Annotated in this window: 29 protein-coding genes; 15 read left to right on the top strand and 14 right to left on the bottom strand. The window is 64.2% G+C overall.

Annotated elements, in window-relative coordinates; translation table 11 throughout:
• The first annotated feature begins 45 nt into the window (after positions 1 to 45).
• Together ACEN9T_RS12345 and ACEN9T_RS12340 are read left to right on the top strand one after the other, a co-directional pair.
• Positions 46 to 813: a sulfite exporter TauE/SafE family protein gene (locus ACEN9T_RS12345; RefSeq protein ID WP_092972658.1), complete on the top strand. Its 768-nt coding sequence runs from the start codon at positions 46 to 48 to the stop codon at positions 811 to 813.
• Positions 814 to 980: 167 nt separating this feature from the next.
• Complete coding sequence (locus ACEN9T_RS12340; RefSeq protein ID WP_092972656.1) at positions 981 to 1,424, top strand: hypothetical protein; 444 nt, start codon at positions 981 to 983, stop codon at positions 1,422 to 1,424.
• A 66-nt stretch (positions 1,425 to 1,490) separates the two neighbouring features.
• Here ACEN9T_RS12340 and ACEN9T_RS12335 read toward each other — a convergent pair whose 3' ends face one another.
• Together ACEN9T_RS12335 and ACEN9T_RS12330 are read right to left on the bottom strand one after the other, a co-directional pair.
• Complete coding sequence (locus ACEN9T_RS12335) at positions 1,491 to 2,891, bottom strand: GntP family permease (RefSeq protein WP_413707850.1); 1,401 nt, start codon at positions 2,889 to 2,891, stop codon at positions 1,491 to 1,493.
• A gap of 152 nt (positions 2,892 to 3,043) precedes the next feature.
• The gene (locus tag ACEN9T_RS12330) at positions 3,044 to 3,385 is read right to left on the bottom strand and encodes a hypothetical protein (protein ID WP_413707849.1); all 342 of its coding nucleotides are present in this window, start codon (positions 3,383 to 3,385) and stop codon (positions 3,044 to 3,046) included.
• A 179-nt stretch (positions 3,386 to 3,564) separates the two neighbouring features.
• Here ACEN9T_RS12330 and ACEN9T_RS12325 point away from each other — a divergent pair, with 179 nt between their 5' ends.
• A complete protein-coding gene (locus tag ACEN9T_RS12325; protein ID WP_092972652.1) occupies positions 3,565 to 4,896 on the top strand; it encodes an MFS transporter in 1,332 nt (443 codons plus the stop codon).
• Between the two features lie 50 nt (positions 4,897 to 4,946).
• On the opposite strand, the gene ACEN9T_RS12320 is transcribed toward ACEN9T_RS12325, so the two are convergent.
• Complete coding sequence (locus ACEN9T_RS12320) at positions 4,947 to 5,699, bottom strand: oxidoreductase (RefSeq protein ID WP_413707848.1); 753 nt, start codon at positions 5,697 to 5,699, stop codon at positions 4,947 to 4,949.
• Between the two features lie 311 nt (positions 5,700 to 6,010).
• On the opposite strand from ACEN9T_RS12320, the gene ACEN9T_RS12315 reads away from it, so the two are divergent.
• Complete coding sequence (locus ACEN9T_RS12315; protein WP_003272088.1) at positions 6,011 to 6,295, top strand: HU family DNA-binding protein; 285 nt, start codon at positions 6,011 to 6,013, stop codon at positions 6,293 to 6,295.
• Positions 6,296 to 6,393: 98 nt separating this feature from the next.
• Here ACEN9T_RS12315 and ACEN9T_RS12310 read toward each other — a convergent pair whose 3' ends face one another.
• The 7 genes from ACEN9T_RS12310 to ACEN9T_RS12280 all read right to left on the bottom strand — a co-directional run bounded on the left by ACEN9T_RS12310 (position 6,394) and on the right by ACEN9T_RS12280 (position 11,615).
• Entirely contained in the window at positions 6,394 to 6,972 is a 579-nt protein-coding gene (locus ACEN9T_RS12310; RefSeq protein WP_413707847.1) for a HutD family protein, read from the bottom strand.
• Complete coding sequence (gene hutG, locus ACEN9T_RS12305) at positions 6,969 to 7,916, bottom strand: formimidoylglutamase (RefSeq protein WP_413707846.1); 948 nt, start codon at positions 7,914 to 7,916, stop codon at positions 6,969 to 6,971. Before hutG ends, ACEN9T_RS12310 begins: the two co-directional genes overlap by 4 nt.
• Complete coding sequence (locus ACEN9T_RS12300) at positions 7,913 to 8,713, bottom strand: amino acid ABC transporter ATP-binding protein (RefSeq protein WP_092972646.1); 801 nt, start codon at positions 8,711 to 8,713, stop codon at positions 7,913 to 7,915. Before ACEN9T_RS12300 ends, hutG begins: the two co-directional genes overlap by 4 nt.
• Entirely contained in the window at positions 8,710 to 9,378 is a 669-nt protein-coding gene (locus ACEN9T_RS12295) for an amino acid ABC transporter permease (protein ID WP_147213372.1), read from the bottom strand. The genes ACEN9T_RS12300 and ACEN9T_RS12295 overlap by 4 nt, the downstream gene beginning before the upstream one ends.
• An 18-nt stretch (positions 9,379 to 9,396) precedes the next feature.
• Positions 9,397 to 10,161: a glutamine ABC transporter substrate-binding protein gene (locus tag ACEN9T_RS12290; protein ID WP_027680680.1), complete on the bottom strand. Its 765-nt coding sequence runs from the start codon at positions 10,159 to 10,161 to the stop codon at positions 9,397 to 9,399.
• A gap of 61 nt (positions 10,162 to 10,222) precedes the next feature.
• Positions 10,223 to 10,993, bottom strand: a complete 771-nt coding sequence (locus ACEN9T_RS12285; RefSeq protein ID WP_413707845.1) for an IclR family transcriptional regulator — start codon at positions 10,991 to 10,993, stop codon at positions 10,223 to 10,225.
• 109 nt (positions 10,994 to 11,102) lie between these two features.
• Positions 11,103 to 11,615 (bottom strand): hypothetical protein, encoded by a 513-nt coding sequence (locus tag ACEN9T_RS12280; protein ID WP_413707844.1) that lies wholly within the window; start codon positions 11,613 to 11,615, stop codon positions 11,103 to 11,105.
• 252 nt (positions 11,616 to 11,867) lie between these two features.
• Here ACEN9T_RS12280 and ACEN9T_RS12275 point away from each other — a divergent pair, with 252 nt between their 5' ends.
• The 3 genes from ACEN9T_RS12275 (at position 11,868) to ACEN9T_RS12265 (ending at position 14,208) form a co-directional block, all read left to right on the top strand.
• Positions 11,868 to 12,410: an ester cyclase gene (locus ACEN9T_RS12275; protein ID WP_092972638.1), complete on the top strand. Its 543-nt coding sequence runs from the start codon at positions 11,868 to 11,870 to the stop codon at positions 12,408 to 12,410.
• A 145-nt stretch (positions 12,411 to 12,555) separates the two neighbouring features.
• Entirely contained in the window at positions 12,556 to 13,485 is a 930-nt protein-coding gene (locus tag ACEN9T_RS12270) for a DUF2167 domain-containing protein (RefSeq protein WP_092972636.1), read from the top strand.
• Positions 13,486 to 13,488: 3 nt separating this feature from the next.
• Complete coding sequence (locus ACEN9T_RS12265; protein ID WP_413707843.1) at positions 13,489 to 14,208, top strand: site-2 protease family protein; 720 nt, start codon at positions 13,489 to 13,491, stop codon at positions 14,206 to 14,208.
• A 52-nt stretch (positions 14,209 to 14,260) separates the two neighbouring features.
• Here the strand turns inward: ACEN9T_RS12265 and sodB are convergent, their stop codons facing one another.
• Both sodB and xseA read right to left on the bottom strand, forming a co-directional pair.
• On the bottom strand, positions 14,261 to 14,839 hold the full coding sequence (gene sodB, locus ACEN9T_RS12260; protein ID WP_009241368.1) for a superoxide dismutase [Fe]: 579 nt from the start codon (positions 14,837 to 14,839) through the stop codon (positions 14,261 to 14,263).
• Between the two features lie 147 nt (positions 14,840 to 14,986).
• Positions 14,987 to 16,396 carry an exodeoxyribonuclease VII large subunit gene (gene xseA / locus ACEN9T_RS12255; protein WP_413707842.1) on the bottom strand — a complete coding sequence of 470 codons (1,410 nt, stop codon included), beginning with the start codon at positions 16,394 to 16,396 and terminating at the stop codon, positions 14,987 to 14,989.
• A 1,074-nt stretch (positions 16,397 to 17,470) separates the two neighbouring features.
• On the opposite strand from xseA, the gene ACEN9T_RS12250 reads away from it, so the two are divergent.
• The 7 genes from ACEN9T_RS12250 to ACEN9T_RS12220 all read left to right on the top strand — a co-directional run bounded on the left by ACEN9T_RS12250 (position 17,471) and on the right by ACEN9T_RS12220 (position 22,625).
• A complete protein-coding gene (locus tag ACEN9T_RS12250) occupies positions 17,471 to 18,091 on the top strand; it encodes a MotA/TolQ/ExbB proton channel family protein (RefSeq protein WP_045202714.1) in 621 nt (206 codons plus the stop codon).
• A 28-nt stretch (positions 18,092 to 18,119) separates the two neighbouring features.
• Complete coding sequence (locus tag ACEN9T_RS12245) at positions 18,120 to 18,548, top strand: ExbD/TolR family protein (protein WP_004631807.1); 429 nt, start codon at positions 18,120 to 18,122, stop codon at positions 18,546 to 18,548.
• A gap of 27 nt (positions 18,549 to 18,575) precedes the next feature.
• Complete coding sequence (lpxK, locus tag ACEN9T_RS12240) at positions 18,576 to 19,625, top strand: tetraacyldisaccharide 4'-kinase (RefSeq protein WP_413707841.1); 1,050 nt, start codon at positions 18,576 to 18,578, stop codon at positions 19,623 to 19,625.
• Positions 19,626 to 19,693: 68 nt separating this feature from the next.
• Positions 19,694 to 19,882, top strand: a complete 189-nt coding sequence (locus tag ACEN9T_RS12235; protein WP_004631803.1) for a Trm112 family protein — start codon at positions 19,694 to 19,696, stop codon at positions 19,880 to 19,882.
• A 16-nt stretch (positions 19,883 to 19,898) separates the two neighbouring features.
• Complete coding sequence (kdsB, locus tag ACEN9T_RS12230) at positions 19,899 to 20,705, top strand: 3-deoxy-manno-octulosonate cytidylyltransferase (protein WP_092972628.1); 807 nt, start codon at positions 19,899 to 19,901, stop codon at positions 20,703 to 20,705.
• A 346-nt stretch (positions 20,706 to 21,051) separates the two neighbouring features.
• The gene (gene adk / locus ACEN9T_RS12225; protein WP_092972626.1) at positions 21,052 to 21,720 is read left to right on the top strand and encodes an adenylate kinase; all 669 of its coding nucleotides are present in this window, start codon (positions 21,052 to 21,054) and stop codon (positions 21,718 to 21,720) included.
• A 146-nt stretch (positions 21,721 to 21,866) separates the two neighbouring features.
• On the top strand, positions 21,867 to 22,625 hold the full coding sequence (locus ACEN9T_RS12220) for a 3-hydroxyacyl-CoA dehydrogenase (RefSeq protein ID WP_413707840.1): 759 nt from the start codon (positions 21,867 to 21,869) through the stop codon (positions 22,623 to 22,625).
• A gap of 14 nt (positions 22,626 to 22,639) precedes the next feature.
• On the opposite strand, the gene ACEN9T_RS12215 is transcribed toward ACEN9T_RS12220, so the two are convergent.
• Positions 22,640 to 23,533, bottom strand: coding sequence for a LysR family transcriptional regulator (locus tag ACEN9T_RS12215; protein ID WP_004631794.1), 894 nt, complete (start codon positions 23,531 to 23,533; stop codon positions 22,640 to 22,642).
• A gap of 119 nt (positions 23,534 to 23,652) precedes the next feature.
• Between ACEN9T_RS12215 and ACEN9T_RS12210 the strand changes: the two genes are divergently transcribed.
• Positions 23,653 to 24,684 carry a bile acid:sodium symporter family protein gene (locus ACEN9T_RS12210; RefSeq protein WP_413707839.1) on the top strand — a complete coding sequence of 344 codons (1,032 nt, stop codon included), beginning with the start codon at positions 23,653 to 23,655 and terminating at the stop codon, positions 24,682 to 24,684.
• On the opposite strand, the gene ACEN9T_RS12205 is transcribed toward ACEN9T_RS12210, so the two are convergent.
• Positions 24,685 to 25,230: an N-acetyltransferase family protein gene (locus ACEN9T_RS12205; RefSeq protein WP_413707838.1), complete on the bottom strand. Its 546-nt coding sequence runs from the start codon at positions 25,228 to 25,230 to the stop codon at positions 24,685 to 24,687.
• Between the last annotated feature and the right edge of the window lies 1 nt (position 25,231).

Genomic DNA, 25,231 nt, shown 5'->3' with positions numbered 1-25,231 from the left:
TCCATTACCATCGCGGTCATTCCAGCCGCCTTACACGCCCCGCTTATGACCACGCTTCCGTTTTCCACTGCCCTGCTCGTCGCTGCGGCCGGCGTTTATGCCGGCGCCCAAAATGCCCTGGCGGGCGGCGGGTCGTTCATCACGTTTCCGGCCTTGCTGCTGGCGGGGCTCAACCCGCTGGGCGCCAACATGACATCGACGATCGCGCTGTTCCCCAGTCAGATCACCTCGTCGATTGCGGGGCGCAAACTGGCTGGCGGCGTCGACGCTGGCGAACATCACCTCTCGCTCAAGCAGCTCATTGTCATCAGTCTGGTGGGCGGCGTGCTCGGCGCGCTGTTGCTGCTGGCGACACCGCCATCGTTCTTTGCCAGGCTGGTGCCGTATCTCGTGCTGTTTGCGACGAGCGTGTTTGCGTGGGGCAGTTTTCGCCGCAAACCGCTGCACGCGGCATCCGGCATGTCGACCACCGCGCTGGCGACCGCACAGTTTGCAATTGCCATTTACGGCGGCTACTTCGGCGGCGGAATCGGCTTCCTGATGCTCGCGGCGCTGACTGTGGCCGGCCAGCAGGTGCGCATGGCGGGCGCGACCAAGAACGTGCTCGCCATGACGATGAATGCATCCGCCGTGGCAGTGTTTGCGTTCTCGCCGCAGGTCAACTGGGCGGCCGTGGTGGCGCTGGGCATTGGCGGCATCGCGGGCGGATTTGCCGGCGCGTGGCTGCTGCACCGGCTGCCGGAAAAAGTGCTGCGCGGCTTCGTCGTCATCGTCGGGATCATCCTGACGGTTTGGCTGTTCATGCGCGCCTGAGTGCAGCATCTGAGGTTGGCTTGACAGCGTTTGTCCGACAGACGGTTCAGTGAATGTCTACTGTCTGCCGGGTTGCCGCTTTCCTATTGTGACGTTCGGGACGCGCAAGATGGCACGCCGAATGCGTGTCGTGGAGTTCGCCCCGTTTCACAACAAGGAGAACGAGCATGCAAGCACGCAAGATGTCGAGTCTGGCTGCGGCGATCGCCGTGGCCGCCTGCGCGTGGATCGGCGCGGCGCCCGCGCAGGCCCAGCAAAAGGATCACAGCGCAGTGACGGGCGTCGACAGCCAAATGGAAGGACCGCGCACCCAGGTTCAGCGCAACGCCGATGCCGCTGCCAACCCCGGCTATCACAACAATGCCACTGGCGCGCAACCCGAAGCCACGCCTGGCACGCTCAAGCAGAAAGTCCATCGTGCGCATGTGAAGACCGACAAGTGGGTCGACAAGCACGTCACGCACCGCCATGGCAAGGGCAAGACGACCGCCGAATCGTCCTCAGACCGCGCATTCTGGTCACATCGCGCCAACCAGTGCGATTCGCTGGTGGGTGAAGCCCAGCGCGTTTGTCGAGAACGCCGGTCTGAAGCTGCCGGCAGCATGCAATAACGCTATCTGCCCATGAAAAAAGCCGACGGTTATGCGTCGGCTTTTTTCATTGCGGCGATAACTGCGTCAGACGATGCCGGTGGCGTAGAACACGGCAATCACGAAGAACACGGCCAGCGTCTTGATGATCGTCACGCAGAACACATCGCGATACGCCTCGCGGTGCGTGAGGCCCGTCACGGCGAGCAGCGTGATGACGGCGCCATTGTGCGGCAGCGTGTCCATACCGCCCGACGCCATCGCCGCCACGCGGTGCAGAACTTCCATCGGAATGCCCGTCGCCTGCGCGGCCTGCACAAACTGATCGGCCATTGCCGCCAGCGCAATGCTCATGCCGCCCGACGCCGAGCCCGTGATGCCCGCAAGCGTGCTCACCGTCACGGCTTCATTGACCAGTGGATTCGGGATCGCGCGCAGGCCATCGGCCAGCACCAGGAAGCCCGGCAGCGCAGCAATCACGCCACCGAAACCGTATTCCGAAGCGGTGTTCATCGCGGCCAGCAGCGCGCCCGACACCGCCGCCTTGCTGCCTTCGGCAAAGCGGCCCTTCACGGCGCGGAAACCAAACACGAGCACCACGATGATGCCGATCAACAGCGCCGCTTCCACGGCCCAGATCGCGGTCAGCTTGTCGGCTTCAACCGTCAGCGGCTTGGGCAAGCCGGGCAACGCAACGGTGACGATCTTGCCGTACCACGTCGGGATCCAGCGCGTGAACAGCAGGTTCATCACGCCCACCAGCACCAGCGGCAACAACGCGACGAGCGGATGCGCGAGCGTGCCGGTCTCGGCGGTCTCGGGCTCGTTCACCAGCTTGGTGAGCCCGTGGTCGTAGCCTTGGCCATTGCGCAGGGCTGCGCGGCGGCGCCATTCCAGATACGACATGCCGACCACGATGATGAACAGCGCGCCGATGGTACCCAGCCACGGCGCAGCCCACGACGTGGTGTGGAAGAACGTGGTCGGGATGATGTTCTGGATCTGCGGCGTGCCCGGCAATGAATCCATCGTGAACGAAAAAGCGCCCAGCGCGATCGTGCCCGGGATCAGGCGCTTGGGGATATTGCCCTGGCGGAACATCTCCGCTGCAAACGGGTACACCGCAAACACCACCACGAAGAGCGACACGCCGCCGTACGTCAGCAGCGCACACACCAGCACGATGGAAAGCATCGCCCGCTTGGCCCCCACCACGCGGATGACCGACGCGACGATCGAGCGCGAAAAGCCCGACAGCTCGATGACCTTGCCGAAGACAGCACCAAGCAGGAATACCGGGAAATACAGTTTGACGAAGCCGACCATCTTCTCCATGAAGATGCCGGAGAACACCGGCGCCACAGCCGATGGGTCAGTCAGAAGCACCGCGCCCAGGGCAGCCAGCGGTGCAAACAGGATGACGCTGTAGCCGCGATACGCGGCGAACATCAGAAATGCCAGCGCAGCCAGCACGATGATGACGGACATCGACAATCTCCTCGCATGCTTTTCTTTTAAGAGCGATGGATTGTATGTCGCGATGCAACAGATTCCGTTACGCAATCACGCGTATTGAACTGACGGCGGAACTGGCGTTCAGCCGCACCGGATGTGCGTCTTCGTCACGTCAAGATGACGATTCAGTGACGATGCCCCCAGCCGCGTCCGCCCCATCCCCGACCACCCCAGCCGCGATGGCAGCCCCAGCAGCCACCCCCGCCAATCCACACACTGCCGAAGACCGGCGCCGGGTAAACCGGCGCAGGATAATAAGCCGGCCCGTAGTAGTAATAGGGATCGTACGGATACGACGGATAGGCTGCCACCGGCGCAGGCGCCACGGCTGCAGGCGCGATTGGGTTGCCATAAGCGTCGTAATACGGTGCGACCACGCAGCCGCCCAGCAAGATGGCTGCGCACGCGGCCACCGCGCCCGGCAGGATGGCGGCAAAACGATGGCCCGGTTGCGGCGTGCGGTTCATGATGTGCTCCGTTGGATGCATGTGCATATGCGTTCGACAGTGTTTGGCCGCCTCAATTCCACAGTCTTCCTATAGCGCTGCAGCGAATCGCTGCCGGATCACTTACCATGACCGCTTCGCCGCCCGCACTGGGGAGAGATCGAGCAGGCGATGCCCATAAAACACTGGAGGACACATCCATGCAAGCCACGGCAGCGCCCACTCAGGGCGATCGGGCACCAGCACCGGCCATCTCTGCGGCCACCCGACGCAAGGCCATCATCGCCGCCACCATCGGCAACGGCCTCGAATGGTTCGACTTTACGGTCTACAGCTTCTTCGCGGTCATCATCGCCAAGCTGTTCTTTCCCACCGGCAACGACTTCACCTCGTTCATGCTGACGGTCGCCACGTTCGGCGTGGGGTTCTTCATGCGCCCGGTCGGCGCCGTGGTGCTCGGCATCTACGCCGACCGCGTGGGTCGCAAAGCTGCACTGACGCTCACCATCATGATGATGGCAATCGGCACCGCCATCATCGGCCTCGCGCCGACGTACGCGCAAATCGGCATCGGCGCACCCATCCTTATCGTGATTGCGCGGCTCATCCAGGGCTTCTCGGCCGGCGGTGAAGTCGGTGGCGCCACGGCGTTCCTGATCGAGTATGCGCCGGACGAAAGGCGCGGCTACTTCGCGAGCTGGCAGCAAGCGAGCCAGGGCATCTCGTTCATCCTGGGTGCCGCCATGGGCGCGATCGTCACGAATGGTCTGTCGCCCGAGCAGATCGATGCGTGGGGCTGGCGCATTCCGTTCCTGTTCGGCTTGCTGATCGGGCCGGTCGGCATGTACATCCGCTCGCACCTGCACGAGCCACCCGCGTTCGAAGCGCAGAAGGCAAAGGCCGCGAAAGAGTCGCGTCTGGCACCGCTGTCGCAAGTGCTGCGCGATCATCCGCGCGAAGTGCTCGGCGGCCTGGGCGTGACGATTCTCTGGACCGTCTGCACCTACACACTGGTGTTCTACATGCCGACGTACGCGAAGCAACAGCTCGGCCTGCCGCTTGGCGCGACCTTCCAGTCAACGGCGCTTTGCGGCGCGATCATCTTCGTGCTGTGCCCGCTGATGGGCACGCTGTCCGACCGCATCGGGCGCAAGCGCATGCTGGGCACGGTGGCACTCGTCATTGCAGCTGCGGCGTATCCGCTCTTCCACTGGCTCAACGTCAACCCGACGGTGCAGACGCTGCTGCAGGTGCAGGTGATCCTGGGTGTGTTGCTGGCGGCGTTCACGGGCCCGGCACCGGCCGTGCTGGCCGAGCAGTTTCCGACGGCGGTGCGCTCTACCGGCCTGTCGATTTCATACAACCTGGCGGTCACGATCTTCGGTGGTTTTGCTCCGCTGATCGTGACGTGGTTGATTGCCAGTTCCGGGAGCAAGCTGGCACCGTCGTACTACGTGATGGTCGCAGCGATCATCAGCGTGTTTGCGCTGTCACTGATGCACGACCGCACGGGCAAGCCGATCGAAAAGTAATCGCTTGAAATAGCTCCCACGCGAAGCACGAGCGAAAAACGGCCGGTGGATCACCCCACCGGCCGTTCGTCTTTTGCGGCCAGCAAGGCTGCGTTCTCCAACACACGCACACCCGGCGCATCCACGCGCGCCGCCATGACCAGCGCTGCCGCCACCGATTCCGCCGAGACCGGTCGCCATGTCTTCGGAATCGTCCATCCGATTGCGCGCGACAAGCCTTGCGCAATGCGTTCACCAAGTCGAAATTCTGTGCGCGTGCCGAGCAGCAGCGAAGGCCGAACCACCGTCACGGACGGAAAGCCGATCGACAGGATTTCCGCCTCCACCTCGCCCTTGCAGCGGTTGTAAAAAACACGGGAGCGCGCATCGGCGCCCAACGCGCTCACCAGCAGAAAATGATGCGCGCCAGCGGCAAACGCGCGCCGCGCCAGTTCAACCGGATACTCGACATCAACGCGACGGAATGCCGCCTGCGAGCCGGCCTGCCGGATCGTCGTGCCAAGCGCGCAGATGACGATATCGGCGGCAAACGCAGACTGCGTTTCGGGCGCATCCAGATGCTCGAAATCGACCACGCATTCGCGCAATCGACCGGGCGTCGCCTGCCCTGCTGTCAAGGCCCCACGCCGCCGTACAAGCGCGGTCACGCTGCCCGCCCAGGGCTGCGCGACGAGACGACGCACCACCGCATGTCCCACCAGCCCGTTGGCGCCGGCCACCAGAACGGCCGGTCCGCGCGGTTGCTCCGGCGCTTCGCCGCCGACCGCGAAGCCTTGTCCGACAGGCATTTGCGCACTCGACATGATGTTCTCCATGAAGTTGGCACAGGCGCCAGAAGACAGTGTACGGCGTCTGGCGAACCGGTTCGCTGCCGCGCCGACTGCGCGCTTTCGGTGCGTTCCTGGCCTGAAGAACGCTGGCGGAAATGCAAACAAACCGTGTCGATATCAGGTGTTTCCCGGATGCCCGCCCGCAAACCCATACGGGGCAAGTGTCGGCTGCAAGCAACGGCCCGCAAACCCTTGCAGTTAGGGGATGTGCAACCCTTCGCAACGGTGATATAAAACGGGTCGCAGTACAACGCTGTCCAACAAACCTGAAGTGGGGAACTGACATGACGACCAAATCCGAACTCGTAGCCGCCATTGCGAAAGACGCTGAACTGAGCAACGCCGCCGCCGAGCGCGCGCTGAACTCCGCGCTGGAAAACATCAAGAAGACCGTCGCCAAGGGCGGCACCATCACGCTGGTTGGCTTCGGTTCGTTCTCGTCGGGCAAGCGTGCAGCACGCACGGGCCGCAACCCGCGCACCGGCGAAGCCATCAAGATTCCGGCAACCAAGACCGTGAAGTTCACGGCTGGCAAGGGCTTCAAGGACGCCGTGAACAAGAAGAAGTAATAGTCTTCTGCCGAGCCTGGCATGCATGCCGGGCCGGGAGACTTGCAAGGGACCCTACGGGGTCCCTTTTCTTTTGGTGCGTTTGATCTGGCGCAACGTCAGCCGACCGGCCACAAGGCCACCAGATAACCGACCGAACCGACACGCGCGACAACCGTGTCTGGATCGCCCTCTGCATCGAGCCATGCAGCGGCGCCCCGCGGTACATCGTCGGCGCCGATCGATAACAGGCCGTGCACGCAATACACCAGCCATTGCATCCCCCGATGCAAGCGCGGCAGCGAGCGACGCTCGCCGGCTGCCAGGGCAATCGCTTCGGCGTGATGTGCCCAGGCGTCGCGCCGCGTCATCACGTTGAAATCCGACAGCGGCGCGTCGAGCGTGGCATGCACATTCGCTTCGCCGGGAAAGCGCGCGGGCGCTTCGCCAGGCGCAAGCATCACGGCTTCGGCGTCAGCGCGATGCATCGTCAGCCGGCCGCCCGCAATCACGGCCAGCGATCGGTCAACGCCGACAAAGCGCGAGAACGGCCCGGCCGCATCCACCTGCGCGGTGCTCACGCGCCAGTCGAAATTGTCGAGCGTGGCGCCAGCTGGCGCGATGGCGATTTCGGTCGTGACACCACCACCGTTCTTCCACGGCATGCGGCGCATTGCGTCTGCAGGAATCAGTTTCATGAACGGCGCAACAAGTGATACGCAAGACGCGCCGCAACGCGCACTGTGCGGCGGTCCTGGTCGTACTCGGGGTTGGTCTCGGCGATGTCCGCCACGCGTACCTTGCCGGTGGCGCAGACATGCTGCACGAGGGCTTCGAGCACAGTCAGCGTGATGCCGTATGCCGCAGGCGCGGACACGCCAGGCGCAATGGCGGCGGCCAGCACATCCATGTCGATGGTCAGGTAGACATGATCGGCATCTGCCAGCCATGCATCGAGATCGGCCATGCGCGCATCGAGGTGGCGCTCCTGCACGTCGGTGTCTTCCACGTAGTGCGCGTGCAGCGCATCGGCGCGATCAAACAGCGCGGGCGTGTTCGACAGGCGGCTCACACCCAGGCAGCAATACGTCAGGTCGATGCCGTGTGCGGCGCAGTCTTCGGCGATCTGGTCGAACGGCGTGCCAGAGTTGCCGGGGCGGCTCGTGCGCAGGTCGAAATGCGCATCGAAGTTGACAATGGCCAGACGCCCCTGCCAGCCTTGTTTCTGCCAATGCCGACGCAGGCCCTGATAGGTGCCGAAGGCAACCTCGTGGCCACCACCAAGCACGACCGGTCGCGCGCCGGCTTCGAGTAGTTCGCACACGGTTTCGCCGAGTTCGGCTTGCGCGCCTTCCAGATCCCCGTCGTCACACGTGACATCGCCCGCATCCGCAAGCACCGACTGGCCATGCGCGGGCACGTTGGCCAACGCACGTCGGATTTCGCGCGGGCCCTGTGCAGCACCGGCGCGGCCGTGGTTGCGCACGACGCCCGCATCGCACGCAAACCCTACCAGCGCAGGCACACCAGACAACGTCATCGCATAGGCGGACTGCACGACCTGGAACAGGCGCGTCACGTCACCGCGTTCGCCTGTGTCGTCACGCCCCTGCCAGATGGAAGCATCGAACGTCGTCGTCATGCGCGTGTCAGCACCGCCTGCAGGAACGAACGCGTTCGCGCTTCCTTGGGCTCACCAAAGATGACCGACGGCGGCCCGGCTTCGACGATGCCGCCGCCGTCCATCACCACCACCACGTCGGCCACTTCGCGCGCGAAACCCATCTCGTGCGTGACGACCAGCATCGTCATGCCTTCCTTGGCGAGCACCTTCATTACCTGCAGCACTTCACCAACGAGTTCCGGGTCAAGCGCAGACGTCGGCTCGTCAAACAGCATCACCTTGGGCCGCATCGCCAGAGCGCGGGCAATGGCCACGCGCTGCTTCTGTCCACCCGAAAGGCTGGCAGGCATCGCGTCGGCCTTGTGTGCCAGGCCCACTTTCTGCAGCAGTTCGCGCGCTTCGGCTTCCGCTTCGTGCTTCGACTTGCCGCTCAGCATGCGCGGGCCAACCGTGACGTTGTGCAGCACCGAAAGATGCGGGAACAGATTGAACGACTGGAACACCATGCCGACCTGCTGCCGCAATTGATTCAACTCGCCATCGGGCAGCAACTTGCCGTTGTCGATCAGCCGCTTGCCGCAGATGTCGATGGTGCCGCCTTCGGCTGTCTCCAACCCGTTACAGCAGCGCAGGAACGTGCTCTTCCCCGAGCCGCTGGGGCCGATAACGACCACCACCTGCGAGGCGTCGACATCAAAGTCGATGCCCTTGAGCACGGTGTGATCGCCATACGATTTGGTGAGGCCGCGGATCTGGATCATGGGCACATCCAGCGCGGATTTGAGCGTTTGCAGGTTCGCATTCGTCATGTTCATTGCACCATGCCTCCTGCACGGATGTTGCGTTCAAGCCGATGCAGCAGATAGCTCGCGGCGCTGGTCAGCACCAGATACACCAGCGCAATCGCCAGATACACCTCCAGCGAGCGATACGACACGCTGATGATCTTCTGCCCTTCGTGCATCAGGTCGTGGATCGTGAGCAGCGACACCAGCGCCGAGTTCTTGATCAGGGCGATGAACTCGTTGCCCAGCGGCGGAATCATCCGCACCACGGCCTGCGGCAGGATGATTGCGCGCATCGACTGCGCCGACGACATGCCGATCGAGCGTGCCGCCTCCATCTGCCCGCGATCCACTGACTGAATCGCACCGCGCACGATTTCCGACACGTAGGCGCCCGAATACACGCCCAGCCCCAGCACGCCGCACACAAACGCCGGCAGCAGAATGTCGAACTGCGGCAGCCCGAAGAACAGCAGGAAGAGCTGCACCAGCAGCGGCGTGCCGCGGATGAACGTCACGTACACCGTGCAGATGCCGTAGATGAATCGGCGGCGCGGGTTCAGCCGCCCGATGCCGATCAGCAAGCCGAGCACGCAGCCGAGCACCAGCGCGGCGGCCGTCACCTCAACCGTGACGAGCGCACCGCGCAGGATGTCCGTCCAACCGGCCCAGACAGGAGAGAAATCCAGTTCCATCAGCGTGTCCGTCGGTCGTTACTTGGCAGCGGCGCCAAACCACTTCTTGACGATCTGGTCGTACGTGCCGTCGGCCTTGATCTTCTCCAGCGCGGCGTTCAATGCCTTGGTCAGTTCAGGCTGATCACGGCGCACGGCGATGCCGTATTCCTCGGTGGTGAGCGCCGGCTCAACCAGACGCAGACCAGGGCGTGCCTTCACGTAGTACGCGGCAGCGGGGCGGCCCGTAACTGCGGCATCGGCGCGGCCGATCTCAACGAGGTTGAACATCTCGTTGTTCTTCTCGACTTCCACGCGCTCGACCTTCGGGTAGTTCTCGCGCAGGTAGTTGACCGACTTGGTACCCACCTGCACGCTCACCTTCTTACCATTCAGGTCAGCCGGCGTCTTGATGGCCGTGTTGCCTTGCTTGACCAGCGCGACCAGGCCGCCGTGGTAGTACGGCACGGTGAAGTCGACCACCTTCTTGCGCTCTTCCGTGATGTAGATGCCCGAGATGGCCACGTCGAAGCGGCGCGAGATCAGACCCGGCACGAGTCCCTTGAAGTCGATGTCGGTCCACTCGACCGGACGGCCCATGGTGCGGGCCAGCGCGTCGATCAGGTCCACATCAAAGCCGGTGCGCTTGCCGTTTTCGACAAACTCCATCGGCGCGAACGTCGCGTCGGTGGCGACGCGCAGCGGCTCCCCAGCAGCGTGCGCAGCGGTTGCGAAAGACGCCGCAGCGGACAACGCCACGGCACAAGCCAGCATCGAATGCATGAAGTGACGACGATTCCCCATGAGTGGTCTCCTTGTGTGATGCATGTGGGGTGAGAAAAAAAGAACCGGAAAAATCGAAAATTCAGAGGTCCTGCAATCGCGCAGAAATGGACGCAGCCGCTGCAACGGTCATATCAATCAGGCGGTGCTCCTTGCCGCGCACGCGCGTTGCGGGCGCCATCAACGTAATGGAGCCGAGCGCGTGGCCGGGCAGCCGGAACACCGGCACGCTCACGCCCCAGACGCCGGGGTCGACCTCGCCCTCGGACAGCGCATAGCCCGCGGCGCGAATGTCTGTGAGTTCAGCTTGCAGTTGCGCCTGGGTGTCGGCATCGATAGCCAGCAGATCGGCGAGGATGGCGCGCGCCGCTGCGGGCGGCATGAAGGCGAGCAACGACTTGGCAGAGGCGCCGGCCAGCAGCGGCACGCCACGCCCTTTTTCGAACGAGCAGCGCAGCGACTGCTGGCTCTCGACCATCTCCAGGCAGACGGCCTGGTCCTTTACGGCCACGACCAGCCCCACCGATTCGCCCGACTCGGCCACAAGTTTGGCCATGCCGATGCGCGCCTCCTGCACCAGATGCGAGGCGTGGTCGAAACCGAGCGCGAGCTGCAGGCTGATCGGGCCCGGAGCATAGGTGCCGGCCGATTCCAGCACGAAGCCCCAGCGCTTGAGCATCGCCACCTGGCGGTACAGCGTGCTCTGCGGCAGGCCGGTCAGTTCGACCAGCTCGCGCGCGGCAACCGGGCGGCCGTGGCGCGCGATGGTGGCGAGCACCATCAGCACGCGGTCCGAGCCGCTCGTGGCGGCAGCGGGTTGTGCTGGCGAAGCGGCCAAGCCGGGCTCGGTCATCGCGAAACTCCGTCGAGTGATGTTGCGACGGAGAATGCGACGATTTTCTCAATTCATCAATTCAACATTCCCATGGGACGGGAATACATTGCGAATTCGGTATTTACACCTAGGACGCATCGGTCACATTTCCGGCGCCTTCGTCCAATCGCGCTTCCAGAAACGCGACGACGGCGTGGGCGGATGCCTCGCTGCGGCATGTCGTCAGCGCGGCGTAAAGCGGTGCGGCCAGGCCGTTGAGAAAGTCGATGGGCGCTTCCGGACCTTCGGCGAGATAGCGCTGCAAAGCCGAGAAGGCGCCGGCCTGGCTCAGGCGCCAGTCGGCAATCGAGGCCTGCCGCACGTGGCGCGGCGCAAACGGCGCAGCCTGCACCGGCTTGGGCGCGGTCTTGATGGGCGCGCGGCTTGCGACATGGCCGTCGGCCATCAGGCGCGCGAGGTCTTCGGCGCGGTCTTCAATATCGGGGCCGGCGCTGCTCAACTGCGCCAGGATGTCCGCCGCGCAACGCTCGCCATTGACCAGCAGCAGGATCGCCCGCTGCCGATGCGTGACGTGCCCGCTGCGCGTTTGCAGCTCCTGCGTGCCGCGCTCCGTGCGCGACAGGATATGGCTCAGATCCACCGTCCCCTCCCTTGTTTTTTATGTGTCTGTTCGATGAGAGGCCAGTCTAGAAAAACCTGGCGCGGCGCGGACCATTTGAACGCAGCTCGGCGCGCGATACCGACTATCACGTGCGCTGGATTGCGTTCGCGCGGACGACCGACATGGCGATCGATCATCAAATCTGGATTGAAACCAGATCGACTCACAAGCCCTTTATCGTCTGCGATTGGAAATCTACAGTGCAGCGCTTCACCACCAACGGAGTCCACCATGCTTATCCGCCCCGCCCTGCTCGCCGCCGCCGTGCTGACGCTGTCCGCCCTCGCAATGGCACCGGCAGCCATTGCGTCAACGTCCGATGCTGATCTCATTCGCGCGGACCACGTCGCCGCGCCCGACACGCCGCAGGCTGCAGCCGCCGTGCTGGCCGCACGTCGCTACGCCACCTTCTGGCATACCGGCGATGCGCGCTATGCCACGCAGGCCCTGTCGCCCGCGTTTGTCGACCGCACATTGCCCGCCGGACGCGTGCAGGGCACGCAAGGCCCGCTCGATGCATCCAAGGCGTTCCGCACAGCGGTGCCCGACATGCGCGTGGAGATTGAAGACATGGTCGTTGCCGGCGACCGCGTTTCGGTTCACCTGCGCTTTCGCGGACACTTCACCGGAGAGTTCGGCCGCACGCACGGGCAGAACCAACCGATCGACTTCCAGGCCTTCGACCTGTACCGGATTGCCGACGGCAAGATCGCCGAAAACTGGCATCTGGAAGACAACCAGACGCTGCTGCGGCAGATGGGCCTTCAACCGTAATCCACACGGCTTCATTAACGCCCATTAACAGCTCAACTCCCTGCTCCCGCTATGCTTCGGCCCAGCTTGCAGACCGCCTAGCGGCTGCCAAAGCGTCAGAAGAATCGAGCCAATCAACACACAAGAAAATCTTCGGGAGAAGCACATGGGAAAGGGGTTTCAAGGCGCGCTGCGCGCCTGGGCGGGCGCGCTCGCCTGCGCGGCGGTGCTGGGTGCGATGGGAGCGATGGGTGCTACGGCAGCCCACGCGCAACAGGCCAGCGATCCGCAACAGGAAATGAAGCAGGCCTGGGCCGCCGCCAAGGCCGCTGCGAAGGTCGGCCCCACTTCGATCGAACTGCGTGACCAAGCCACGCTCAAGATCGGCAAGGACGAGGTGTTCATCCCGCAGCCGGCTGCCGGGCAGCTCATGCACGCCATGGGCAACAGCAACAACCCCGACATGCTCGGCCTGATCATGCCCACCAGCGACGATGACGAATGGATGGTCGTCGCCAAGTACGAAGCCTCGGGCTACATCAAGGATGACGACGCCCGCGACTGGAACGTCGACGATCTGTACAAATCGCTCAAGGAAGGCACCGCCGCCGCCAACGAAGAGCGCGAGAAGCGCGGCATCCCCGCACTGGAAATCCAGGGCTGGGTCGAGCGTCCGCACTATGACGCCGCCACGCACCGCCTCATCTGGTCGATGGCTGCACGCTCCAAGGGCCAGCCCGCTGATGACCCCGGCGCGGTCAACTACAACACCTACGCCCTGGGCCGCGACGGCTACATCAGCCTGAACCTGATCACCGGCCGCAACCACGTCGACGCCGACAAACCCGCCGTGCAAAAGCTGCTCGCCGATCTCGATTTCAAAGACGGCAAGCGCTACACCGATTTCAACGCGAAGACCGACAAGGTGGCCGAGTACGGCCTGGCCGCGCTGGTCGGTGGCATCGCCGCCAAGAAGCTGGGCCTGTTCGCGGTGATCGCCGCGTTCCTGGCGAAGTTCGCCAAGGTGGCGATCCTGGCGGTGGCAGGCTTTGGCGCCGCCATCGCCAAGTTCTTCAAGCGCAAGCCGAGCGCATAAGCCGTGGCCAAGCTGCTGATCCTGCTGTTTTCAGGGCTGAAGTTCGGCAAGCTGCTGACCACCGGCGGCACGATGCTGCTGTCGGTGGCCGCCTATGCCTTCGTGTTCGGCTGGCGCTATGCGGTGGGCTTCGTGGTGCTGCTGTTCATCCACGAGATGGGCCACTTCATGGCGGCACGCCAACGCGGGCTGGCGGTGGGGGCGCCCACCTTCATCCCGTTCGTGGGCGCATGGATCGACCTGAAAGAGCAGCCGATGGATGTGGAAACCGAGGCCCATATCGGCTTGGCCGGGCCCGTCGCCGGCACGGTGGGCGCGATGCTCTGCTACGGGCTCGCACGCTACATCGACAGCCAGTTGCTGCTTGCGCTGGCCTACGCCGGCTGCTTCCTCAACCTGTTCAACCTGATCCCGCTCTCACCGTTTGACGGTGGACGGATTACGGCGGTGCTGTCGCCGCGCATCTGGTTTCTGGGCGTGCCGGTGCTGGTGGCGCTGTTCGTCTGGCGGCCGAGTCCGATCCTGATCCTGATCGCTGTGCTGGCCGTGCCGCAGTTGATGAAGGCGTGGCGCTACGACCCGCATGCGCCGGAAAACCGCGCGTATTACAGCATCTCGAACGAATCTCGCCTGACCTACACGGTGTATTACATCGGCCTGGTCGTCTTTCTGGCGATGATGAGCCACGAATTGCACGACATGCTCGGCAGCGTGCGCGCATAAAAAAACCTCCGCTTGTGCGGAGGTTCTTTCTGGATCGCCGGAGCGATTCGTCTTAGGCGAAGTTCTTGGCAACGAAGTCCCAGTTGACCAGGTTCCAGAACGCCTCGACGTACTTCGGACGGGCGTTGCGGTAGTCGATGTAGTAGGCGTGTTCCCACACGTCGCAGGTCAGCAGCGGCTTCGCGTCGGTCGTCAGCGGCGTGGCGGCGTTCGAGGTCGACACCAGATCCAGCGAGCCGTCGGCCTTCTTCACCAGCCAGGCCCAGCCCGAACCGAACGTGCCGATGGCCGTCTTGGTGAACTCTTCCTTGAACTTGTCGAAGCTGCCCCACTTGGCGTTGATGGCGTCAGCCAGCGCGCCGGTCGGTGCGCCACCGCCTTGCGGCTTCAGGCCGTTCCAGTAGAACGTGTGGTTCCAGACCTGTGCGGCGTTGTTGAACACGCCACCCGAGGACTTCTTGACGATGTCTTCGAGGCTCAGGTTCTCGAACTCGGTGCCCTTGATCAGGTTGTTCAAGTTCGTGACGTAGGTCTGGTGGTGCTTGCCGTAGTGGAACTCCAGCGTTTCCTTGGAGATGTGCGGCGCCAGAGCGTCTTGGGCGTACGGCAGCGGGGGGAGCGTGTGTTCCATTGTTCTTGCCTTCTGTGGGTTGTACAGGTTGGGAGCGACGATTGTAGGAGACTTGCAAAACCGGCGCAAACCGCATGCCAAATAGTCGGAATACCCGCTAAACGCGTGCGGAATCGCGATCGTTGCCGCTATCAGGTCATGCGCCGGTCACAGTTCGAGCTTCGGTTGCACCCGGGCGATTTCGATATCGGCCGTGCCTAACGCCAGCCGGGCCTCGATGCGCGCCCGGGCATGCAGTGCGTTCGGATCGCGAATGGCGTGGCCCTTGGCATCGAGCAGCACCGCATAACCACGCTCCAGCGTGCGCTGCGGCGCCAGCAGTTCCAGCCCGCTGTGCTGACGGGCCAGACGCTCCTGCGCGCGGGCCAGCCTGTCTCGCATGACGCGTGCCAGCGTCGCTTCGGCTTGCTGCAGGCGCGTGCGCTCTCGCGTGGCGTCGGGGCGGGCCGCGGCCACGCGCATCGTCAGCAGACGTCGGAGATGTTCCGCGCGCTGCACGCGGCCGGTGAGGGCAAAACGCAGACGGCCCTCCAGATGGGCGAGTTGCGTGCGGCGTTCGCGCATCTGCGCCTGCGGGCTGCGCAGGCGGCGCGCGAGCCAATCGACGGTCTGCGCGCGGCGATCGAGCTGGCGGCGGAACTGTGCGGAGAGCGCATCCCAGTCGCGCCCCACATCGCGCAGCATGCGGGCACGGTCGGGGCTGACGAGTTCGGCGGCCGCGGTGGGCGTGGGTGCCCGCACGTCGGCCACAAAGTCGACGATGGTCACATCTGTTTCATGCCCGACGCCCGCCACGATGGGAATGTCCGATGCGGCCACCGCGCGCGCCACCGGCTCTTCGTTGAAGGCCCATAGGTCTTCAATGCTGCCGCCGCCCCGACACAGGATGACCACGTCGACCTCTGCCCTGGCATTGACCCGCTCCAGCATGGCAGCGATGCGCTCTGACGCACCGGCGCCCTGCACCGGCACGGGATAGACCACCACCGGCACATGCGGAGCGCGCCGGCGCAGCGTGGTCAGCACGTCGCGCAAGGCCGCCGCCTGCAGCGACGTCACCACGCCAATCGCACGCGGATGCCGCGGCAAGGGGCGTTTGCGGTCGGCTTCGAACAAGCCTTGCGCCTCCAGCGCGGCCTTCAGCCGCAGGAAAGCCTCGTACAGATTGCCCAGGCCAGCCCGGCGGATGGCTTCAACGCTCAATTGCAATTCGCCGCGCGCTTCGTACAGCGTGACCAGCGCGCGCACTTCGACGGCCTCGCCTTCGCAGGGGGTGAAATCGGCGTACTGGTTGCGACCCTTGAACATCACGCAGCGGATCTGCGCGCCCGCATCCTTGAGTGAGAAATACCAATGTCCGCTAGCCGCGCGCGTGAAGTTGGAAATCTCGCCCCGCACCCAACCCAGCGGAAAGTTGCGTTCAAGCAGCCCCGCAATGCGGCGGTTGACGTCGCTGACGGTGAGCACGTCCTGCGAGCCCCGACCCGGTGCAGACGCAGCGGCTGGTGCGGCCGACATCTCAGGGGGGGATGCGGGCGTGGGTGCGGTGGCATCCATCCAAAATGGGCGGCGGGAAGACGGCGGCGGGGTCATAAGTGGTGCGAGGAGCGCAAAACAATGAGGCTTTGGGGCGACTTCTACCTTGAATAGGGGAGGCAATAGACGCTGAGCGGGCTACCTGTCCACAGCATAACGTGGTTGTCAAGCTTGACAGAGGCCGGGTGACTCGCTCTCTGCATTTTGACGCAACCCCTTGATTTTTATGAAAAATCCATTCATGTCAAAATTTCAGCAGCGCAAGTAATTTCGTTCTGCGTCAAGCATTTAGCGCAGGCGCCCCAAGGATGTTCACAAAGTTATCCACAGCGGCGCTGGAAAACCGTGGTGTGACGCCTGGGCAGTGGATAAATCGGCCGTCGATTCTCACACGTTCGGGCCGCACATCCCAATTTTTTCGGGTGAAACCCCGCTGCACAATTTTTAAGCGACGCCTCGAACACCCTTTTGAATCAGTCACTTAAGGTGCTTGTCCGGGCAATGTCCACAGCCCGTCCACAAGACTGTCCCGTGTGGGTGTGGATTTCCTCGCGCTTTTTCGAGGCGCGCCCTCGTTTTTCTCCAGATCCACGCCGAAACCCCGGTTGCCTCATTTTTGAGCACGCCATTGGACTTCCTTTTAGATCAAGCACTTAACGTACTTGTTGAGGCAATGTCCACAACCCATCCACACAACTGTCCCGCAGCGGTGGGGATTACTCGCCGTTTTACCGGATCCGACAGCGCTTGTTCATGAATTGACCACAAAAATGCCGTTTGCATATTTTTTAAGCACGGCCCCGAACTCCCTTTCGCATCAAGCACTTAGTTTGCTTGTTCGGGCAATGTCCACAACCCGTCCACAAGACTGTCCCGCGCGGCTGTGGATTGTGCGGCCAGCATCTTTCGTGACAACGCGTTGACCATTGTCTGCGCATGTCGCGATGCCACGCCATCGTGTTGCCGTGGCAGGTCCGACGCGCTAGAGTGCTGCCTGTTTTTGCCGCAACGGACAGCGTTCGGGGACGCGGACGGCACAAGCAGCAAACCAGAACAGAATCACACTCCTTCCACAACGACAAAACGGGTTGTCCAGTGTTTTCCATCATTCAAGCCGCCGGCTGGCCGATCTGGCCGCTATTGATCGCCTCGGTGCTCGCACTCGCGCTCATCATCGAACGCTTCGTCGCCTTGCAACGCAAGAAGATCATTCCGCCCAAGGTGTATGACGAGGCGCTGGCCGTCGCGCATCAGCGCCGCGCCACCCCAGAAGTGGTGAACACGCTGGAACAGGGCTCGCCGCTGGGCCGGCTGCTGGCAGCTGCGCTGCGCCACGTGGTGCTGCATCCGAACACCACGCGCGATGCCGCCAAGGAAGTGGTGGAAGAAGCCGGCCAGAATGTTGCCCACCGCCTGGAGCGCTATCTGAACGCGCTCGGCACGATCGCTTCGGTGGCGCCCCTGATGGGCCTGTTCGGCACGGTGGTCGGCATGATCGAGATCTTCGGCAGCCAGACCGCCGCGGGCACAAACCCGCAGGCGCTGGCGCACGGCATCTCGGTCGCGCTGTACAACACGGCGCTGGGCCTGGTGGTGGCCATCCCCACACTGATCTTCTGGCGCTACTTCCGTGGCGTGGTCGATAACTACGTGGTCGAGCTGGAGCATCTCTCCACCACGTACCTCGACGCGATCCTGCCGCCGCGGCGCGGCTGATCCGGGCAACGCCCTACTGGAAACAGCCATGCGCTTCCGCCCGCGCCGTGCCCGCGAAGAGCCGGAGATCAACCTGATCCCGCTGATCGACGTGCTGCTCGTGATCCTCATCTTCCTGATGATCACGACCACGTATTCCCGTTACACCGAACTGAAGGTCAACCTACCCACCGCCGAGGCCGAAAAGGCCACCGAGCGCCCAGGTCAGATCGTCGTGTCCGTCACTGCCAACGGCGTCTACTCTGTCGACAAGCAAGTGCTCGACACGCGCGATGTCACCAGCCTGGCCGACGCCCTGCGCAATGCCGCAGGCAAGGCCGGCGGCCCTGAGCCCATCGTCATCGTCAACGCCGATGCGCAGGCCGCGCACCAGGCGGTGGTGAATGTCATGGAAGCCGCACGTGTGGCCGGTCTCTCGCACCTGACCTTCGCCACGCAAACCGGCAACGCCCGCTAAGAGATCGCTTCTCAACCACCATCACGCATGCCCGTCGCCCAGCACCGTCTCGCCAGCTTCGTCACCCGCCAATGGCAGCAACGTGGCTGGTTTGCGTGGGTGATGTGGCCGCTGTCGTGGCTGTTTGGTGGGGTGAGCGCCCTGCGCCGGCTGCTGTTCCGCACGGGCGTGCTGCGCTCGGTGCAACTGCCGATGCCGGTGGTGGTGATCGGCAACGTGACGGTGGGCGGAGCCGGCAAGACGCCCGCCGTGATTGCGCTGGCGTCGGCGCTGGCTGAAGCCGGCCTGCGGCCGGGCATCGTCTCGCGCGGCTACGGTGCGCAACTGAAGCATCCGCGCCCTGTGCGCGAACACTCCCGCGCAGAAGACGTCGGCGATGAACCACTGCTCATCGCACGCGCCACCGATCTGCCGGTGTGGGTCTTCCCCGATCGCGTGCTGTGCGCGCAGACGCTGCTGGCCTCGCACCCGGGCTGCAACGTGATCGTCTGCGACGACGGCCTGCAGCACTACCGCCTGCGCCGCGATATCGAAATCATCGTGTTCGACACGCGCATGGGCGGCAACGGCTTCCTGCTGCCCGCCGGCCCGTTGCGCGAGCCGATGACGCGCCGCCGTGACGCCACGCTCATCAACGACCCGAACTACCGCGCCACGCCCGACCGCCCGGACGTCTTCGGCATGCACCTCGAGCTGCAGGACACCTACAACCTGGCCGACCCGGCGCTGCGTCGCCCGCTCGCCCAGTTCGTGCGCATCGAAGGCGGGCAATTGCTGGCCGCGGCCGGCATCGGCAACCCCGAGCGATTCTTCGCATCGCTGCGCGCCGCCGGCCTCAAGCCGAGCACGCTGCCGTTGCCCGATCACTACGATTTCGCCAACAGCCCCTTCACCGACAGCCACGCCGAAGTCATCCTGATCACCGAAAAGGATGCCGTAAAATGCGGCCATCTCGACGACCCGCGCATCTGGGTGGTGCCGACCACACCGGTGGTCGACGCGGCGCTGGTCGAACAGGTCTGCCAGCGCGTGCGCGCCCTGGCCGATCGCGCAACGCTCAAGGCAAGCGCACAATAACGCCACCCTTCCGCTGTACCGGCGCGCCGCCCTACCTTTTGAGCGGCCGCCACGGAGCCTCTACCGCCATGGACAATCGCCTGCTGGAAATCCTCGTCTGCCCGTTGTGCAAGGGCACGCTGCAACACGACCGCGCCAACAATGAACTGATCTGCCACGTCGACAAGCTGGCCTACCCGATCCGCGACGGCATCCCGGTCATGCTGGCTGACGAAGCGCGCCAGACCGTGGAAGGCACGCCGGTCGACCCGGCCTGATACGAAGGTCGCCGCCATGTCGCACGCGCCGTTCATCGCTGTCATTCCCGCGCGGCTGGCGTCCACGCGGCTGCCCAACAAACCGCTGGCCGATATCGACGGCAAGCCGATGGTGGTGCGCGTGGCTGAACGCGCGCATCAATCGTCGGCCGCACGCGTGGTGGTCGCCACCGATGCCGCGTCGGTCGCCGACGCCTGCATGCAGCATCACGTGGAAGCCGTGCTCACGCGCGCCGACCACGCCTCCGGCACCGACCGCCTCGCCGAAGTGGCCACCGTGCTGGGCCTGCCCGATGACGCCATCGTCGTCAACGTGCAAGGCGACGAACCGCTGATCGCACCGACGCTGATCGACAACGTGGCCGCGCACCTGCGCGATCACCCCGACTGCGCCATCGCCACCGCTGCCCACCCCATCCACGACCCGGCCGACATCTTCAACCCGAACGTCGTCAAAGTCGTGCTGGACGCTGCCGAGCGCGCACTGCTGTTCTCGCGCGCGCCGCTGCCCTGGGCGCGCGACACTTGGACGCCCGCCGTCATGGCGCGGTCCGTTGCGGAGCGCCCGCTGCCGTCCATGCCCGTGCTGCGCCATATCGGCATCTATGCGTACCGCGCCGGATTCCTGCGCCGCTTCCCGCAATTGGCCGCCGCCCCCATCGAACAGACGGAGCAGTTGGAGCAGCTGCGCGCCATGTGGCACGGCGAACGCATTGCCGTGCTGACCACCGATGACGCTCCCGCCGCCGGTGTCGACACCCCCGAAGACCTCGCCCGGGTGCGCGCTGCCTGGGGCGAACTCCTGGCCCAGGACGGCCCCTGAAGCCGCGATTTCTCTGAACTTTGCGCGTGGGGCTGCCAAAACCCCGGCCCCGCCATGGCATAATCGCGAGGACGACAAGCCGCATGACGGCGCCCACGCAGGCGCCACAGCGGCGACAGGGAGACAAATCGAGCCATGGGTGCCGCCGTCCGGCGGACGCCTGATTCCCCAGAGTCCGGTAAGGCTGGCGTCAACTTCGCCCGCTAGGCTGCCTGTTTGCGTCGATTGCGTCGCCATGGCTTGATCACCAGGCGTATTGGGAATCCGCCCTCTCGGACCGATTCCCAACGCGCTTTATACGGCCTGACAGCGCGACAGGATTCGAAAACTTGAGGAACTCGTCACCATGCGGTTGATTCTGTTGGGCGCGCCCGGCGCCGGCAAAGGTACGCAAGCCAAATTCATCTGCGAAAAGTTCGGCATTCCGCAGATCTCCACCGGCGACATGCTGCGCGCGGCTGTCAAGGCAGGTACCCCGCTGGGTATTGAAGCGAAGAAGGTAATGGATGCCGGCGGCCTGGTGTCGGACGACATCATCATCGGCCTCGTAAAGGACCGCCTGCAACAGCCTGACTGCAAGAACGGCTACCTGTTCGACGGCTTCCCGCGCACCATTCCGCAAGCGGAAGCCATGAAAGATGCCGCCGTGGCAATCGACTACGTGCTGGAAATCGACGTGCCGTTCGACGCCATCATTGAGCGCATGAGCGGCCGCCGCGTGCACGTGGCATCCGGCCGCACGTACCACGTCAAGTACAACCCGCCCAAGACCGAAGGCGTGGACGACGAAACCGGCGAACCGCTCATCCAGCGCGACGACGACAAGGAAGAGACCGTGCGCAAGCGCCTGGACGTGTATGAGAACCAGACGCGTCCGCTGGTGGATTACTACTCGCAGTGGGCCGCCAACGGCAATGGTGCCGCCAAGATTGCGCCGCCGAAGTACCGCAAGATCAGCGGCATGGGCAACGTGGACGAAATCACGGCCCGCGTATTCGGTGCCCTGCAGGACTAAGCGCACCTCACAAATACCCGCCAGGAAAAAGGCGCCTCGATCATGAGGCGCTTTTTTTTTTGGACGATCGCTGGCCGCTTCGCGCTACCATATGACGTTGACGTAAACGTCAAGTAACTCGCAATCCACAAACGAGGAGACACGGCATGGAGATTCGCGATCAGGTATTCATCGTTACCGGCGGCGCGTCGGGACTGGGCGCAGGTACGGCACGGACGCTGGCCGAAGCCGGCGGCAAGGTGGTGATTGCCGACCTGAACGAGGCCGCCGGCACCGCGCTGGCGCAGGAACTGCGCGGCCGCTTCGTGCGCTGCGATGTCACGTCTGAAACGGATGGCCAAGCGGTGGTGGACGCCGCCACGTCGCTGGGCACGTTGCGCGGGCTGGTGAACTGCGCGGGTATCGCTACGGCGTCGCGCACGGTGGGCAAGACGGGGCCGCACCCGCTGGACCAATTTGCACGCGTGATCAACGTCAACCTGATCGGCACGTTCAACATGATCCGCCTGGCCGCGACGGCCATGGCCGGCAACACACCCAATGCCGGCGGCGAGCGCGGCGTGATCATCAACACGGCATCGGTGGCGGCATTTGACGGGCAGATTGGTCAGGCGGCCTACGCGGCGTCAAAGGGCGGCGTGGTGGCGATGACGCTGGCGATTGCACGTGACCTGTCGCGCGACGGCATCCGCGTGATGACGATTGCACCGGGCATTTTCGAGACACCGATGCTGCTCGGCATGCCGGCGGAAGTGCAGGACGCGCTGGGCAAGATGGTGCCGTTTCCGCCGCGCCTCGGTAAGCCGGCAGAGTATGCGCAACTCGCGCGCGCGATCGTCGAGAACCCGATGCTCAATGGCGAAACCATCCGCCTGGATGGCGCCATCCGCATGCAGCCGAAATAAGCGCGGTCAGGTGGTTAGGCGGCTGGCAGCGCCATCCGGCGGATCATCTGCCACGCTGCCTCGGCCGCCGGCGAGAGCGACCTGTCATGCCGCCGCGCCAGCACGATGGCGCGCGTCTCCTTGGGCGACAGCGGCACCGCCACCAATGGCGACGACGACGGTAGCGGCAACGACAGCGACGGCACGACGCCCGCGCCGATGCCCGCTTCCACCATGCCAAACACGGCGCTGCTGTGACCCATCTCCTGCGCAACGTCAGGGTGAACGCCGTGGCGCAGGAAGATGCGGTCGATAAGCGGGCGACTGCCCGAGGCGTGATCGAGCAGGACGACCGCTGTGCGATGCAGATCTTTCCACCGCACGCTGCTGCGCTGCGCGAACGGGTGATCCTTGCGGCAGACGAGGCAAAACGGATCGATCAGCAGCGGCTCGGTCCACAGGCCTTCGGTATCGAGCGGCTCCACCACCACACCGAAATCTGCTCCGCCCGTGCGGATCAATTGCAGCGTATCGACCTGCACGGAGTCACGCACGATCATGCGGATATCCGGATAGCGCACCGCGCACTCCGCCACGTACACCGGCATCAGACGTGTCGACACGGTCGGGCTGGATGCCACCACCACCCGCCCGCGCCGCTGCTCGCTCACCTGGCGCGCCTGCTGCAACGTGTCGTCGAGGTCGGCCACGAGGCGGTCGAGCGCCGTCGCCAGCGAGCGCCCCACTTCCGTCAGCACGACTTCGCGGGTGGTGCGGTCGAGCAACTTCAAGCCCAGTTCGCCTTCCAGTTCGGAAATCGAGCGGCTCACGGCCGGCTGCGTCAGGCCGATGGTGTCGCCGGCGCGACTGAAGCTGTGCGCACGTGCCACCGCAAGAAAGACGCGCAACTGGCGCAGGGTCACATTCATGCTAACGACGTATGAATTGATTCGATCAATGCATTTGTATTCTAGATAGGGATGTTGTGCAATAGCGTCTATCCCGCCATCCAACCCGCGCCGTCGCGTAACGGTGACTGCGCACGCACATGAAGATTCCGCTTCTGTCTCCGTTGTTGTCCCATATCGATGGGTTCATTCGCGCCATGCTGGTGATGGTCGCGCTGGCCCTGTTCTTCCCCGCGCTTGGCGCGAGCGACGGTCCGCTGCGGCTGGACATCGTCACCATCGTCGGCGTGTCGCTGGTGTTCTTCCTGCACGGCGCGGCGCTCTCGCGCGAGAAAATCGTCGAAGGCGCGCGCAACTGGCGCCTGCATTTGTTCGTGCAGAGCTGCACCTTCATCCTGTTTCCGCTGATTGGCGCGGTCATCCTGTTTGTGTGCAAGCCGTTCATTCCGGCTGAGCTGCTGTTGGGCGTGTTCTATCTGTGCGCGCTGCCGTCCACGGTGTCGTCGTCGGTGGCGATGACGGCCATGGCCAAGGGCAACGTGCCGGCCGCCATCTTCAACGCGACCATCTCAGGGCTGATCGGCATGATCGCCACGCCGCTGCTGATGAGCTTCGTGATCCAGGCGTCGGGCGCGGACCTGTCGGTCGGCAAGGCGCTGCTGGGCGTGGCCGAGCAACTGCTGCTGCCCTTCGTGCTGGGCCAGTTGCTGCGCCCGGTCATCGGCGGGTTCATCAACAAGCACAAGGCGATCATCAACAAGGTCGACCGCGCGGTGATCCTGCTGATCGTGTTCAACTCGTTTGCCGATTCGACGCATGCGGGTGTGTGGTCGAAGTATCCGTGGGAGACCATCGTGGCGGTGGCCATCATGAGCGGTGCACTGCTGTTCGTCGTGCTGGGTGCGACGACATGGCTGTCACGGCGCGCAGGCTTCAATCTGGCCGACGAGATCACCGCCGTGTTCTGCGGCTCGAAGAAGAGCCTGGCGAACGGCGTGCCGATGGCGAAGATCCTGTTTGCCGGCAACCCCGCGCTCGGCCTCATCGTGCTGCCGCTGATGATCTATCACCAGTTGCAGTTGATCGTGTGCTCGACGCTGGCGCGCAGGTATGCGGATCGCGTTGCCCACGCGGAGGCTGGCGCTGGCGCCCCGGCCAGCCGCCTGGCTTGATCAGCGCAAGCCCATCAGACTCGCAAGTTCCGCTTCCGGCCAGTGGTAGGTGCGCACCCAGGCGTACCCGCCATCGGCCGTCTCCAGCCAATCCCGGCTGACCGGCACACCGCCCAGGGCTTCGTAGAAGCCGACCGCGGCGGTGTTCGCCTCGTACACCAGCAGATGCAACTGTGTGATGCCCTGGGCCGCGGTCCAGCGCGCCGCTTCGCCCATCAGGCGCTTGCCGACACCATGGCCGCGTGACGCCGGCAGCAGATGCAGGTTGTCGACGAGCGCACCCCAAGGCGTGCCGTCTTCACGCAGGGTGCAGAGAAAACCAATGGTTTCGCCGTCCAGATCGGCACACCACACGCATTGCCCAGCCACGGGTGCAGTCATGCGTTCATGCCACTTGGCCTGCATCTCTACGTTGGCCACGTCGTCGAGATACGCATCGGACAGGATACCGAGCCCGCGATATGCGCTCTGCCAGCTCCGCGTGTGGATGTCAGCGATGGTGCTGGCGTCAGACGCACCGCCTTCGCGCAGTACGAGCGTCGTCATG

It is taken from the genome of Ralstonia sp. Ralssp110 (assembly GCF_047325135.1).
Lineage (GTDB): Bacteria > Pseudomonadota > Gammaproteobacteria > Burkholderiales > Burkholderiaceae > Ralstonia > Ralstonia mojiangensis.
Note: the sequence above shows the minus strand (reverse complement) of the source record. Positions and strands in the feature narration are given on the sequence as shown.